General features: G+C 38.1%; 15 protein-coding genes. 9 read left to right on the top strand and 6 right to left on the bottom strand.

What is annotated here, in order from left to right; all coding sequences use genetic code 11:
- The coding region (locus H140_RS0104775; protein ID WP_019672524.1) for a helix-turn-helix domain-containing protein at positions 1 to 259 on the bottom strand (259 nt) is incomplete at its 3' end.
- A 402-nt stretch (positions 260 to 661) separates the two neighbouring features.
- Between H140_RS0104775 and H140_RS0104770 the strand changes: the two genes are divergently transcribed.
- From H140_RS0104770 to bioD, 3 genes are all read left to right on the top strand, one after another.
- Positions 662 to 1,375, top strand: coding sequence for a DarT1-associated NADAR antitoxin family protein (locus tag H140_RS0104770; protein ID WP_019672523.1), 714 nt, complete (start codon positions 662 to 664; stop codon positions 1,373 to 1,375).
- Between the two features lie 325 nt (positions 1,376 to 1,700).
- Positions 1,701 to 3,029, top strand: coding sequence for an adenosylmethionine--8-amino-7-oxononanoate transaminase (bioA, locus tag H140_RS0104765; protein WP_019672522.1), 1,329 nt, complete (start codon positions 1,701 to 1,703; stop codon positions 3,027 to 3,029).
- Positions 3,030 to 3,303: 274 nt separating this feature from the next.
- Positions 3,304 to 4,038: a dethiobiotin synthase gene (bioD, locus tag H140_RS0104760; protein ID WP_019672521.1), complete on the top strand. Its 735-nt coding sequence runs from the start codon at positions 3,304 to 3,306 to the stop codon at positions 4,036 to 4,038.
- Positions 4,039 to 4,108: 70 nt separating this feature from the next.
- Here bioD and H140_RS13930 read toward each other — a convergent pair whose 3' ends face one another.
- Positions 4,109 to 4,297, bottom strand: coding sequence for a HigA family addiction module antitoxin (locus H140_RS13930; RefSeq protein ID WP_019672520.1), 189 nt, complete (start codon positions 4,295 to 4,297; stop codon positions 4,109 to 4,111).
- Positions 4,298 to 4,365: 68 nt separating this feature from the next.
- Between H140_RS13930 and H140_RS0104750 the strand changes: the two genes are divergently transcribed.
- The gene (locus tag H140_RS0104750; protein WP_019672519.1) at positions 4,366 to 4,968 is read left to right on the top strand and encodes a YdcF family protein; all 603 of its coding nucleotides are present in this window, start codon (positions 4,366 to 4,368) and stop codon (positions 4,966 to 4,968) included.
- A gap of 195 nt (positions 4,969 to 5,163) precedes the next feature.
- Positions 5,164 to 5,394 (top strand): antitoxin, encoded by a 231-nt coding sequence (locus H140_RS0104745; protein WP_019672518.1) that lies wholly within the window; start codon positions 5,164 to 5,166, stop codon positions 5,392 to 5,394.
- A gap of 318 nt (positions 5,395 to 5,712) precedes the next feature.
- On the opposite strand, the gene H140_RS0104740 is transcribed toward H140_RS0104745, so the two are convergent.
- Positions 5,713 to 7,146, bottom strand: coding sequence for an aminotransferase-like domain-containing protein (locus tag H140_RS0104740; RefSeq protein WP_033426842.1), 1,434 nt, complete (start codon positions 7,144 to 7,146; stop codon positions 5,713 to 5,715).
- 437 nt (positions 7,147 to 7,583) lie between these two features.
- Here H140_RS0104740 and H140_RS0104730 point away from each other — a divergent pair, with 437 nt between their 5' ends.
- From H140_RS0104730 to H140_RS0104720, 3 genes are all read left to right on the top strand, one after another.
- The gene (locus H140_RS0104730) at positions 7,584 to 8,087 is read left to right on the top strand and encodes an EamA family transporter (RefSeq protein ID WP_019672515.1); all 504 of its coding nucleotides are present in this window, start codon (positions 7,584 to 7,586) and stop codon (positions 8,085 to 8,087) included.
- A 117-nt stretch (positions 8,088 to 8,204) separates the two neighbouring features.
- Positions 8,205 to 8,891, top strand: coding sequence for a LysE family translocator (locus tag H140_RS0104725; protein ID WP_019672514.1), 687 nt, complete (start codon positions 8,205 to 8,207; stop codon positions 8,889 to 8,891).
- 102 nt (positions 8,892 to 8,993) lie between these two features.
- Positions 8,994 to 9,710, top strand: a complete 717-nt coding sequence (locus H140_RS0104720) for an aspartate/glutamate racemase family protein (RefSeq protein ID WP_019672513.1) — start codon at positions 8,994 to 8,996, stop codon at positions 9,708 to 9,710.
- A gap of 1 nt (position 9,711) precedes the next feature.
- On the opposite strand, the gene H140_RS0104715 is transcribed toward H140_RS0104720, so the two are convergent.
- Positions 9,712 to 10,083 (bottom strand): MerR family transcriptional regulator, encoded by a 372-nt coding sequence (locus H140_RS0104715; protein ID WP_019672512.1) that lies wholly within the window; start codon positions 10,081 to 10,083, stop codon positions 9,712 to 9,714.
- A gap of 123 nt (positions 10,084 to 10,206) precedes the next feature.
- On the opposite strand from H140_RS0104715, the gene H140_RS0104710 reads away from it, so the two are divergent.
- Entirely contained in the window at positions 10,207 to 11,013 is an 807-nt protein-coding gene (locus H140_RS0104710) for a sulfite exporter TauE/SafE family protein (protein WP_019672511.1), read from the top strand.
- Positions 11,014 to 11,058: 45 nt separating this feature from the next.
- Here H140_RS0104710 and H140_RS0104705 read toward each other — a convergent pair whose 3' ends face one another.
- Positions 11,059 to 11,802: a M90 family metallopeptidase gene (locus H140_RS0104705; RefSeq protein ID WP_019672510.1), complete on the bottom strand. Its 744-nt coding sequence runs from the start codon at positions 11,800 to 11,802 to the stop codon at positions 11,059 to 11,061.
- A gap of 204 nt (positions 11,803 to 12,006) precedes the next feature.
- Entirely contained in the window at positions 12,007 to 13,269 is a 1,263-nt protein-coding gene (locus H140_RS0104700; protein WP_019672509.1) for a DUF819 family protein, read from the bottom strand.
- Positions 13,270 to 13,520 lie beyond the last annotated feature (251 nt).

Raw genomic sequence — 13,520 nt, 5'->3', positions numbered from 1 at the left:
TGTCAAGGATTCTGGGTCGCCCTTGACCTGCTTTTGTTTGTAGCCCTTGTATGCCTTCGGCGTCATAACGGTTGAGCCAATTGTATACGCTTTGAATGTTGGTGTCGGTTATTTGTGCGATGTCTTTGGCTATTCTGCCATCACTTTTTAGCAGTATAATGTGACAACGTTTTCGATAACTGGCTGTTTTTCCGTGTTTATACCCGTGGTCTAGTGCTTTACGCTCGGCATCGGTTAGTTCTATTTGTCTTATCTTCATGATGGCTTTTTATGTCTGTTATGAAAAACTGTTATCATAACATAATTTTGTTCGATTACTTATTGTTAAATATATATTAATTTCGCTATTGAAATGTTGAAATAACAGTTTCAAAGAAAGAATATTCCATCATCTGAATACTTTTTGAATAGCACTTAGTTTGGCTGTATTTGTACAGAATATTAAAAGTAGGGTAGTTGCCCTGTGTCATGCAAATACAGCCACTTTAATGGTTATTCATAATTTAGTCAGACTATTATAATGAGTATATTTTTGACTTTTTACTATATACTTAAAAAATGCCACAAGATAAATCGCTCAAAATACGATAAACTGCCTCGCTAAGATGACATAATATTTATTTATTGATACTAAGCACATTAAAGCAAAAGGCAGCTTGTTATGGAACTAACACCAACCCCAAAAGAACAAAAACCAGTATTTATGCCAAGAGTCGGCAGTGACAGTCTTGTAAAAACCGACATGGTTGAAATTGAGCATCATGTGGGGTTTGCCACTCGACAGAAGAAAAAGACCATCAACGATCTGCACCGAGTCATAAAAAAGAAATATGGCTTTAAGAATGTATTGGAGCTGTCTAGTAAGTCAGGCAATAAGTTGAGCTTTCCGCTTAGTTCAGATCGCCTAAAGATAACCAATGAAGAAGATGGCAAGAAGTACAGCGTTGAAAATGCCTATCAAGCCAGTAAAGTGTTTGAAAAGGGTGGTCCTTATATCGATCTATTAACTGTACCACCAAGACAAGCTAAAAAAGATTCAAGATTGCTTAATTCAGGTGATATCACAGGTTATGATTACTTTGGTATGATTTGGGGCTTAGAGCCGTTAACTGCTTTTTATGACTGGCTGTATGTCAATGCACTAAAACAAAATCCACAACTACATGAAGAAGTGCTTCAGTATCAAGCTTTTACAGACATCTCATTTAACCCAAAAAAGAACATTCATTGTCCTGCGTATTCGCTGGCTATGTTTGTCGCACTTCACAAGCGTGAGCTGCTTGATAAAGTCGAAGACCCTGGCACGTTTTATGATTTGGTCACAGGGTTTGATTTAAGTAATACAGAGCATCTTTTGGAGGAGGGATGGTTTTGATAGCTGATTATTCATAATAAAGTTAGAGTCTTTGAAAATGTCTGTACATGAATATAGCATACGATTATAAGTTTATACATCTTATTTAACATAATATACATTATACGAAAACAAACCAACCGCTTTTAGAATATTTAGATTCCTTGTTAAGGACCCTATGTTAACGACTCTATTAGTCATTTGCCAAATGTTTCTATAAACATTAATGTTACGGCCATCTCGATTATGATTAATGCTAACATGTGTCGGCTGTTTTAATTTCTTATTCTTTGTTTCTTATATTTATCACAATTGATTTGACACACCCGACACCATACAAAACATTATGCAAAATAATTATTCTAATCCGCAAAACCAAAACTCTGACAACAATGCTAACTCTGACAACTTTGATCACAATCATTTGTGGCATCCATACGCAAGTCTGCCGCCATCATATCCTAACTTAGTCATCGACAAAGCTGATGGCGTCTACTTATATACTGCCTCTGGCGATGCTCTCATAGATGGCATGTCATCTTGGTGGGCAGCCACTCATGGCTACAATCATCCCAAACTAAATGCTGCTATCACCAATCAGCTATCTAGTATGGCACATGTCATGTTTGGCGGTCTTACACATCAGCCTGCCATTGATCTGGGTCAAAAACTCCTCTCTATCGTGCCTAAAGGTTTAGATGCCATCTTCTATGCAGATAGCGGTAGTATTGCGGTTGAAGTTGCTTTAAAGATGGCCTTACAGTACCAATTATCCCAAAATAAGCCTGAACGTAAACAAATAGCGACCACTCGTTCTGGCTATTATGGTGATACCTGGCATGCAATGAGCATCTGTGATCCGGTCACTGGTATGCACAGTATCTATGGCAAGCAGTTACCAGTACAATTGTTCACTGATAAACCTGAAAATGGCTTTGATACGCCATTAAGTACGGATATTAAGCAGCGATTAATCGAGTTTTTTAAACAAAATCAGTATCTTATATCGGCTTTTATCATAGAACCTGTGGTTCAAGGTGCTGGTGGAATGCGGTTTTATAGTCCTGAGTATTTAACACTGCTACGTGAGCTTTGTGACAAATATGATGTCTTATTAATCGCTGATGAAATCGCTACTGGCTTTGGACGCACTGGAAAAATGTTTGCTTGTGAACATGCCAATATTTCGCCTGATATTATGACCGTGGGTAAAGCGCTGACAGGTGGTTATATGACATTTGCTGCGACAATATGTCAGCGTCATGTTGCTGAGCACATTGCTAATAGTGAGTATTCTGCTCTAATGCACGGCCCTACGTTTATGGGCAATCCCCTCGCCTGCTCTGTGGCTTTGTCATCTATTGAACTGATTATTGACGGTGATTATCCTAAACGTGCTCGCCATATCGAGTCACAATTAAAGCGTTATTTACAGCCGTTAGCAGAGTATGAACAAGTCACTGATGTGCGTGTATTGGGTGCAATTGGTGTTGTTGAATTGAGTGATGCGGTTGATATGCCAAGGTTTCAGCGTTTGTTAATTGAAAATAAGGTATGGATTAGACCCTTTGGCAAATTGGTCTATATTATGCCGCCAATTATAATGACGGATGATGAAATTCTAATTTTATGTGATAGGTTAAAGCAGGTTTTGGCGGATTATTTTAATCCATAGTTTTAATAATGGTTAATTTATTAACTAAAATGAATTTTGGATAAGAGTTTTTTAAGCCATTGTTTTTATTGGTTTTAAAAATCCATCCCCAACCCTTCCTTTGGAAAAGGAAGGGAGCTAACCTTTACAGATTTAAAATGAGATAAATGACCGTTTTTTAAAAGATAAAATGCATTGGTTTGCAATAGAGGGATGCCTGTAACCTTAAATTAGATGAGTTGATTATCACGAATTTAGGTTATGCGATTAAATATAATATTGGATCAATAAAATTATGAGTGTGTATTTTATAACTGGGATTGATACAGATATAGGTAAAACTATTGCTACTGGAAGCTTAGCGAGAGCTTTACATCAAAAAGGCTGTAAAGTCATCACTCAAAAGTTGGTGCAAACAGGATGTAATGGTATCGCTGAGGATATTATGACGCATAGAGAGATAATGGGCATAGGCTTACAGTCGTGCGATATCGATATGACGACTTGTCCCTATGTATTCCAAAAGCCCGCCTCGCCCCATTTAGCATCGAAACTTGAAAATACTATTATTGAACCAAGCCGTATTTCCGATGCAACCAATACGCTGAAACAAGATTATGACATTGTGCTCTTAGAAGGTGCTGGTGGGCTTATGGTGCCACTTTCCGATAAATTACTGACTATTGATTATATTGAAGCTCAAGGCTACCCCGTAGTATTGGTTACATCTGGTCGACTCGGCAGTATTAATCATACCTTATTAAGTATAGAGGCGTTAGCAAAGCGCAACCTGCCTTTGCATGCAATTATCTATAATGACTGGCAACCTGATAAGCGTTTAGCGTCAGAATATTCACCTGACGATGAGATTGTGGATAGCACCAAAGACTATTTACAGACTTATTTAGCTAACAATCATCCTGATTCTCACTGGATTGATTTGCCTAACAATTCAGCAATCAATACAGATGATTTATCAGATTCAGATTGCAGGTCATCTCTTAATAATTACGCTGAGCATTTGATTTAGGACTTACGAAGTAAATAAATACAGTTTAGCGTTAGATAAAAAGTATTAAGCATATTCGATAGGCTCAATACTATCTAAAACTTTCAATCAGCCTTAGTTCATAGGTCGATTGTAAACTTAACCAAAGCTGGGCACTACCGCCAAAATATTTAGCAAGTCGCAATGCTGTATCCGCTGTTATGCCCCGCTTTTCACGAACAATTTCATTGATACGAGCTGGCGTGACACCGAGATGATTAGCCAAAGCATTGGCACTCATCTTAACTGTTGATTATGATAATTTTACAAGTGATTTTGATAAAATATATAAATTTTTAGGAGAAAATCATGTTAAAGGCCATTGATTTTATTTTTGATAATAATATTGAATATAAAAAACCATCAATACTTCTTGTTTTAGGAACTGCACATAGTGTCGATTATTTTTCTGAAAAAATAGTTAAATATAATCAGATTTATAATTATAAAAAAATTATTATAAGTGGTTATAATGGTGAGGCAGAAAATATAGCTTTAAATCTTCGTAAAAGAGGGGTTTCTCCGAGCAAATTAATACTAGAGTCAGAAGCAAAGAATACTTTAGAAAATATAATATTTTCTACGCCACTTCTAGAAAACTATAAAGATGAAGAATGGCATGTGATGGGTAAGTTATATGCCTTGCCTAGAATAAAATTAACCGTATTAAAGCATTGCAATAATGATAAGGTAAGCTTTATACCAGTGGATCTGCACAACGTAAATAAAGACAATTGGATTGAAAATAAAAAATTTGTAGAAAAAATTGCTAATGAATTTAATAAAATAAGAATATATCAAAAGAAAGGTGATATTTCAGATTTTGAGAAATTTTTTGACTTAACTTCTTATAACACATTTATGAACTATGTTAAGAATATAGAACAACGTTCGTCCGCTTATAGTAATTAATCAAAATTCCTCAAACCAAATACCCCCTTGCTTAATGGCAGAGGGTATTTGGTTGTCATAATTAATGTCAATAGCCTTCAAATTAAATTGAATGCCCTTAATATTAGGAATATGATAGTTGTTATTGGCACAGTTCAATGACAACTATCTCTATTTATATAGAATATGAGATTAAATAGTATTGGTGAGGACATTATGCGAACAGCTAAGTTATTCGTCTCAGGACGCTGGCAAGAGGTGCGCTTGCCTAAAGCGTTTCGTTTTGAGGGTGAAGAAGTGACGGTCAAACGCATGGGCGTTGGGGTTTTATTATTACCTGTCGAGTCTCCGTGGCAAATCATGCGATCAGCATTAGATGATTTTGAACCCAATTTTAAAATGGAACGTGCGCCACAAGGTGACCAAGTACGGGGTGAGTTGTTTTAAAATAAGTAACTATAGATATAGGAGCAAATAACACCAAAGAGTTTGAGCGAGTGCCTGATTTGAAGCTAGAGAATTGGATTTGAGTTTGAGTCTGTATCTCTTTTTTCAGATTAAATGATTCGTAGATGCAATTTAAGGTTAACTCGAAGGAGCGGTTTAGCCCTGACAGTAGCGGATATACTTGCTTGACCACTGGTTGCGGTGACTTAGCTAGAAGTGGTATCGAGATAACAGGAACATTTCTAGCTATTAGACACCGCTCCAGTGGGCAAGCAAGATAGAAGCGGATGGCAGGATTAGCTTCAAATTATGTGTTCACTATTTTTTTGCATCAGAGATATAACCCTTCGTATCAGAGATATATCCCTCTAACCATGCCAAAAAACCATCACTGGTAGTCGCAACGTTTAAGCGCAAGTGTGTCGAATATTCTCCATTTGGGTTAAACAACTGCCCCGGTGCTATGAGCCAGCCGTCATTGTGCGCTTTAAGAGCAAGCTTGGCGGTATCACATCCGACATCAATCCAAACAAACATCCCCGCCTGCGTGTGTTCAGGATACTCAAGTTCCATAGCGATCAGTTTTTGACGTAGTTGTTGATGGGCGATATATAGATGTTGTTGCAGTTTTTTGAGTTGACGACGACTTTCGCCATGCGTCCAGAGCTTATGTATCACTCGTTCGCCAAATTCAGGGGTGGTCATATTGCTTAACGTTTTTATTCCGATGACATCATCTATGAACTTATCAGGGCATACCAGCATCCCGACCCGCCAACCTGATGCCATATATTTCGAAAAACCCGTGGCATAAAACACCCTTTCAAACTGATCTAGACTAGAATACCTTAGCGCATTGTCCTCTGGTAATAAGGAGGCATACAAGTCATCTTCAAAGATATAAGCATCGTATTTGTGAATAAGGTTGAGCACTTGGTGCACTCGTGCAGGATGCAGATTATAAGACGTTGGATTGTGAAGCACGCTGTTGGTTAAATACATCTTAGGACGATGACGTTCAAATACTTGCGACATTTGTTCAATATCAGGCCCTTGATGATCACGCCTTACGCTCACTACCTTTAAACCTTGTCGCTGTAAGCTACTCGATAGCCAAAACCACCCCGGTTCATCAACAAGGACGGTATCCCCTTCGTTCAACAACACTTGAGAAACCATTAAAACGGCTTGAGAAATACCTGCCGTGGTAATGACATGATCAGGAGTGGTTTGCATGCCTAGCTGCCCCAAATACTGAACAAGTTGTTGTCTTAAGGGCAGGAAACCCTGTATATCTCCATAGTCATAAATAAAGCCATCCGCTTGATTGGCAATTTGTCGTATTGCCCACTGCATTTTATCATTGCGCACCCACTCCACTGGCAAAACGCCTGAACCAGGGGCTCTCTCAAGTGGCGTTTTGCTGAACATTTGTCGCACTAACCACTTGGTATCAATCTCAGGATTTTTATCTACTTCTTTTATGCTTTCTTCGGTGAGGGTTTCCTCAATAATTGGGGTATTCACATAATAGCCCGAGCCTTGCTTGGCCGTTAATACATTAGTAGCAACTAATTGCTCATAAGCTTGCGACACGGTAAAGCTTGAAACCTCTAGTAACTTTGCTAATTTCCTGACCGAAGGCACACGCTGATTTGGCTTGTAAACTTGCCATTCAATGCGCTTATTGATCCATTCGATGATGGCTTCTGTTTTGGTCAAGCGTGGATTAAGGGTATAAGTTTCTGACATAACTTTGTCCATATTTATGGCTTTGGTTTTTTTATCTAATGTTGTTAAGACTACGGTTATTAAGCCTATGGTTTTTATGGTTGTGGTTCTTAAAAATATGGATATTTCAAACTCATTATTAGCTTTAAATAGTGTGAATTAAATAGATAGTTAAATTGAACTGTGTTGAACGTTAATCTTAACACTTTATAAGCACTTATAAAAACTGTATTGCTGCTGTATAGGTAATTTTATTTAATAAAAATTTCTAAATTTAATTCTTTTAAAAAATTGTCATGATTTATTTATCAGTACACTTTGTTAGCTGTTATTTATTCTGTATAGGTATTGTGTTGGTAATAGGCTATATAGTTAGTACAACTGCATTTGCAAATTAAATAATAGATGGACTTGTGTTTGGACTTGATATAACTCTTAAAGAAAAGATATTACTATTAATGGTCGTCCTCGTGTGGGGTGCTAACTTTATGGTGATCCGTTGGGGTCTTTTTGCAAGTTTGTTATTAGTGCTGTTAGCCTCAGTATTTATGACCTTAAGCAACGTGATTATTAAAATTGTGAAACCGCAAGATGTGGTGAGCTTTACGGTGTGGTCAAGTTTATTTATTCCCCTACCCGTTTTAGCATTAGCTATTGTGACTGCAAACTTAACCGAAGTTGATTTTTCGCTTTTTATACAATTTCCAAGCTTTAAAAGTTGGATGGTTGTATTTTTTGAATCCTTTATTATCACCATAATAGGGTACTCTATTATGGCAAGATTGATTACCAAACATGGACTTGCCGTTGTCACGCCCTATACCTTACTCATACCCATATTTGGTTTGTTTTTTGGCTGGCTGGTTTATAACGAGACTTTATCGAGAATTGAGATTATTGGATCGGTGTTTATTATGGTGGGATTGGCGTTGTTAACGATTCGGTTTTCAAGGAAGATTTAAAAGTTAAGTTTGTAACCCTAAAATTTAGATTAATTTTGTTAAAATATTTCTATAACTATTAACTGATAATACATAATATTTATTAATTTCCCAGCATACTTGGAGCGTTAATCACCGATGTTAACCAATATGATGACAGGATTAGAAGGCAGTATTTTTGCTTTAGCCGTATTTATACTTATCAACTCCATAACGCCTGGGCCAAATAATTTAATGCTATTACATGGCGGTATTAAAAAAGGGCTGTGGGGATGTCGAGGTCACCTATTAGGCATAACGTTTGGTGCTGGCGTGATGACGTGGTTAAGCTATTGGGGGATGGCCGCTATCGTCGTTGACCACCCTACCCTTATGTTGGGTATAAAAATACTGGGTACGTTATATCTATTATGGCTAACCTATCAAATGGCGATGAGTGACTTTAGCGCGATGGTCACTGAGGCTTTAAAACTTGAGTCTTCTGAGGATGCGGATGCAAAGATTAAAAAGAAATTTGGAGAACTGCCCCTTACCTTTTGGCAAGCCGCGTTGTTTCAATGGTTAAATCCAAAGACTTGGACAATGACGGTCATGCTACCCAGTATTGCACTAATTCATACTGCGGATATTGGCGCTAAATACGCAGGGCTAGCAAATTGGCCCTTAATTATTTTATGCATGCTCGTAAGTCTTTTATCCATAGCCGTATGGGCAGCTGGCGGGCAATGGTTACGTCGTTTAGTACACAATCCTAAGTTAATGAAACTGATTCATATCATCATAGTGGCAATGACTTTATATTGCGCGGTGGCTTTATGGGTTTAGGATAATAGATATCGTGTTAGGTTAATTGATTACTTTGAATGTTCAACAGACCCTAATGATAACGCCTTTAACTCTGAGAATAATTTAAAACAGGATGAAAATATGAGAACTCAAAAAACGTTAGGTATCATTGGGGGTATGAGTTGGGAGAGTACGCAAACGTATTATCAGCTGATTAATAAAGGGGTTAAAGATGAGCTTGGGGGTCTGCATTCCGCTGATATAATCATACACAGTTTAGATTTTGCCCCTATCGCTGCCCTGCAAGCTAAAGACGACTGGAACAAACTAGCCAAGCTGCTCATTGATAGCGGACTAGGCTTAAAGCGTGCTGGGGTGGAAGGATTACTCATTGCTAGCAATACAATGCACAAAGTTGCTGAGCAAGTGCAACTAGCAGTCGATTTACCGTTGATCCATATCGCTGATGCCACCGCAAATATTATTTTAAATCAAAAGCTAAAAACGGTGGCGCTATTGGGGACTAAATTTACGATGAATAATGAGTCGGCTGAGCCACACTTTTATCAACAACGCCTTATAGATGCAGGACTAACAGTGCTCGTTCCTGAATCAAAGGCACAAGATAAAATTCATGACATAATTTATAACGAGCTATGTCAAGGTCAATTATTAAGCGAATCTCGTGATTATTATATTGAGGTAATAAAAGAATTGGCGCAGCAAGGTGCACAAGGCGTCATTTTAGGCTGTACTGAAATTGGACTATTAATTAAGCCTGAGGATAGTCCAATTCCTGTTTTTGATACGACTCAGATTCATGCAGAGGCTGGGGTTAGATTTTTATTGCATACTTAGGTTAAGCATCTTGCGTATTTAACAACTTCTCAAAACTATCACAGTTAAAGTGGTCTTGCTCGGGGTACTGTACAATATGGTTTAAGGTGTTATAAACCACTGTTAACTCTTGAATCCTGCTACTTATCTCCTCTGCTTTTACTGATATAAACTGACGGTCAACTTGGTTTCTATCCGCCATCTCTTTTATTTCATGTAAGGTAAAGCAATTGTTTTTAAGCAAAATAATAAGTTTCAGTTTCTTGACGACACTCTCAGCAAATACCCTTCGTAATCCATTACGCCCAATGGAGTGAATGAGACCAAACTTTTCATAATATCTTAACGTCGCTGGCGTTAGCCCCGTTTCTTTAGCGACCTCTCCGATGTCCATATCTTAAACCTTCTATATAATAAAAAAAGAGCTTGACTTGAAGTTGACTTTAGGTTGTAGACTGCTAGAAGTCAAGTTTTTTATAGCGCCTGAACGCATATTGGGTCATTTTAAGGTGTTAAAATGGATATGGATTTAATTTTTTATTTAATGATGTATGTGTCATTAGGCGCAGTAGTGGGTTTTTTATCAGGCCTTTTAGGCGTCGGGGGCGGGGGTATTTTAGTGCCCCTACTTGTCTCAATTTTTACTTATCAAGGTATAGATAAAGATAATATTATGCAAATGGCTCTGGGTACTTCACTGGCTTGCTCATTGCCGATTACAGCCACGAGTGCTTATTCGCACCATAGAAAAGGCGCTGTGCTTTGGCAAATTGTTAAGTTGGTTAGCCCTGGTATCGCTTTAGGTTCTTTAATGGGCATAATAATCTCCGTTAATATAGACGGAAAATATCTTGCGTTATTTTTTGCTTTTTTTATGATGATGGTTGCGCTGAAAATGTTTTCAAACTGGCAACCTAAGTCAAAAGAGAAGCCTATGCTGGGATTTTCTTCAATAATTAGCGGGGTCTGTATTGGCATAATTTCAGCGCTTATTTCTGTTGGGGGCGCTTTTTTCACGATACTTTATCTTACTTATAACAATATAGATTTAAAAAAAGCCATCGGAACCTCTTCTGCAATAGGTTTTGTAGCCATTACTTTAGCAACTTTTGGTTATCTCTTTTCAAGTCCACAAAGTATCAACATAACTTACAGTTTAGGATATATATATTTACCTGCATTAGTTTTGGTCACCTTATCTAGCGTAATCATGGTACCCGTAGGTGCGAGCGTTTCGCACGACTTACCAAATAAAAGACTCAAACAAATTTTAGGGGTGATATGTGTGTTATTAAGTATTAAGTTACTGTATTCAATGTTTTGATTGGATCGTTAACCCCACTCGGTTTAAGATAAAGACTAAATGAATTTACAACGGATTCTGTTTAAAAAACTCAACCATCAACTGGTAAATATCAGGATAAGCATCTTGTAATACCTCAGGTCTTTCAAAAAACACTTCACTTAACACCGCAATAAGTTCGGCAGGATTAGTCGCCCCATAACTATTAATACCTGCTTTAGGATTGTGCTGAAAATCAGCAAACCCCTTCTCCATAATTTGTGTCCATTGCGCTGGATTCATCCCTTTTTGCATAGGAGGAAATCCGTTTGCCCGACCATTTAGCATATCTAGCTTATGCACAAATTCATGAATAACCACATTGTTACCATCACGGGCACCCGCATGCTTGACATCCCTCCATGACAGAATAACAGGACCACGTAGCCATGCCTCTCCACTGCGGTGCTGATGACCTTCATGCACTATCCCGAATTCATCTGTTCTTGAAGTTTTAGTAAAATACGAACCAGGATAAACAATAATAGAACTCCAACCTTTATACCACTCCAACCCTAAATTCAAGATAGGCAAGCAGGCTTGCAGGGCAATGGACTGTTTCATTCGTTGTGTTATCTCAAGACCTTGAGCACCTTGTATTTTCTTCTCATGTAGCAATAAAATTGCCAGCTCAATCAATTGCTCTAACTCTGATTGAGTTAATCGATTTAAAATGTCTATATCTTGAGCGACTTTATGCCAGCTTTCTAAGCTATACGGACTATTATCAATAATACGCTGCTGGTGCCAGTCTTTAATTTTGTCAAGCATGTAGATTATCCTAGTGTTAACCTAATGATAATATCGAGTAAATATATAACTTATATACCCCACTCTCAACTTATTACAATCTCATGTAGGCTGGTGCTTTTAGCCCAGCAAAACCTAATTTTTAGCCAAATATGCTGGGCTAAAGCCTCAGCCTACGCAAAGAGTTGAGATTGGGGTCTTATATATAAGCCTTAATCTTGTTATTTAATGACCAACCACAATACGCATGAGCTGAGTGCTAACATAACCACCAACTGTACCGACAGCATACCCTAAAATGCCTAAAAACACGCCAACAGGCGCTAATGACGGATGAAAAGCGGTTGCTACAATAGGCGCTGACGATGCGCCGCCAGTATTGGCATTAGAGCCGACTGCCAAGAAGAAAAATGGCGCTCGAATCAGTCTGGCAACCATAAAGATAATCATCACATGGATACTCATCCATAATAAGCCAATGAGCAGCAGTCGCCACTGCGATACTAAGCCATTCAGGTTAATTTGCATACCAATTGCGGCGATCAATACAAAGATAAACACAGTCCCTATCTTTGAGGCACCGACATGATCTAGGCGGCGAATTTTGGTAAATGAAAAACCAACCCCTATCAAGGTAATTATTACCACCATCCAAAAAAAGGAACTGGCAAAGCTATACTGTACCGCCCAAGTATAGGGAGAAAAATAATTGGCTATTTGTCCACCAAAAAAATGAGCCAGTCCCACCATCGCAAAGCACAGCCCAAACATTACCATTAAATCATTGAGCGATCCTGGGCGTGCATTGTCTTTTTCATAGCTTTCAACGGCAGCAACTACCCTATCAATACTGTTTGTATCTGCTCTCAAAAGTTTGTCTATTTTGTTACTATGTTTGGCCATAATAAGAATAGCTAGCAGCCATAATGAAGCATTAGTAGTATCAACCAATATCATCATGCCAAACAAATCATCACTTACTCCAAATAGCTCTTTCATTGCTGCTTGGTTGGCAGCGCCCCCTATCCAGCTACCTGCAACCGCTGAAAATCCACGCCATAATGTATCGTCCAAAAACATCTCTGGTGACAACCACTTTGCTATACCCAAACTGATTGGGCCACTTATAATAATGGCAATACTGGCCGTAAAAAACATCGCCACTGCTTTCCAGCCTAGACCCAAAATCTTTGGCACATCCATTGAAAGTGTCATCAATAATAAGCTGGCTGGTAATAGATAAGTGGCGGTAAAGCCGTAAATTTGGCTACCAACCCCCTCTGCAAACACGCCCAAACTATTCAAAATCGCTGGTATAAAACAACAGAGTACAATACCGGGTAGCACGGCATAAAAGCGACGCCAAAACTTACCAGGCAACCCTTGGGTATAAAAAACTAAGCCAATAATGGCCATAATAATACCAAAAGCTAAAGGCAAACTTTCGATAGCCAAAGAGTTCTTAGCAAAATTGGATATATCAGACATGAGCTGACTCCAGAAGGGATAAAAATATATATTATTAGTTAAAAACATCTGAGTATAATAGAGGCAAATTTTAACCACAACAGAGTTAGAATTTTAGCAGTCGATAAAATAGCATAAACTATTCAGCAGTATGCACAATTTAAGTTGTTTGAACTTGGCTATGCTGGTATTTTGGCTATGCTGGTATTAAACACATGGCTTAAAATGCATATTAAAAGTGCAAAGCTCTTTGTTTTTTAGGATAGCACTCA

The organism is Psychrobacter lutiphocae DSM 21542 (genome assembly GCF_000382145.1).
Taxonomy (GTDB): domain Bacteria; phylum Pseudomonadota; class Gammaproteobacteria; order Pseudomonadales; family Moraxellaceae; genus Psychrobacter; species Psychrobacter lutiphocae.
The sequence above is the reverse complement of the archived record's forward strand: the minus strand, read 5'-3'. Positions and strand labels throughout refer to the sequence as shown.

Coding starts and splice junctions, on each gene's coding strand:
- bioD (WP_019672521.1), top strand. CDS start 3,304: ATGAGTGTGTATTTTATAACTGGGATTGATACAGATATAGGTAAAACT.
- H140_RS0104745 (WP_019672518.1), top strand. CDS start 5,164: ATGCGAACAGCTAAGTTATTCGTCTCAGGACGCTGGCAAGAGGTGCGC.
- H140_RS0104705 (WP_019672510.1), bottom strand. CDS start 11,802: ATGCTTGACAAAATTAAAGACTGGCACCAGCAGCGTATTATTGATAAT.
- H140_RS13930 (WP_019672520.1), bottom strand. CDS start 4,297: ATGAGTGCCAATGCTTTGGCTAATCATCTCGGTGTCACGCCAGCTCGT.
- H140_RS0104750 (WP_019672519.1), top strand. CDS start 4,366: ATGTTAAAGGCCATTGATTTTATTTTTGATAATAATATTGAATATAAA.
- H140_RS0104740 (WP_033426842.1), bottom strand. CDS start 7,146: ATGTCAGAAACTTATACCCTTAATCCACGCTTGACCAAAACAGAAGCC.
- H140_RS0104710 (WP_019672511.1), top strand. CDS start 10,207: ATGGATATGGATTTAATTTTTTATTTAATGATGTATGTGTCATTAGGC.
- H140_RS0104725 (WP_019672514.1), top strand. CDS start 8,205: ATGTTAACCAATATGATGACAGGATTAGAAGGCAGTATTTTTGCTTTA.
- H140_RS0104730 (WP_019672515.1), top strand. CDS start 7,584: ATGGTCGTCCTCGTGTGGGGTGCTAACTTTATGGTGATCCGTTGGGGT.
- bioA (WP_019672522.1), top strand. CDS start 1,701: ATGCAAAATAATTATTCTAATCCGCAAAACCAAAACTCTGACAACAAT.
- H140_RS0104770 (WP_019672523.1), top strand. CDS start 662: ATGGAACTAACACCAACCCCAAAAGAACAAAAACCAGTATTTATGCCA.
- H140_RS0104700 (WP_019672509.1), bottom strand. CDS start 13,269: ATGTCTGATATATCCAATTTTGCTAAGAACTCTTTGGCTATCGAAAGT.
- H140_RS0104715 (WP_019672512.1), bottom strand. CDS start 10,083: ATGGACATCGGAGAGGTCGCTAAAGAAACGGGGCTAACGCCAGCGACG.
- H140_RS0104720 (WP_019672513.1), top strand. CDS start 8,994: ATGAGAACTCAAAAAACGTTAGGTATCATTGGGGGTATGAGTTGGGAG.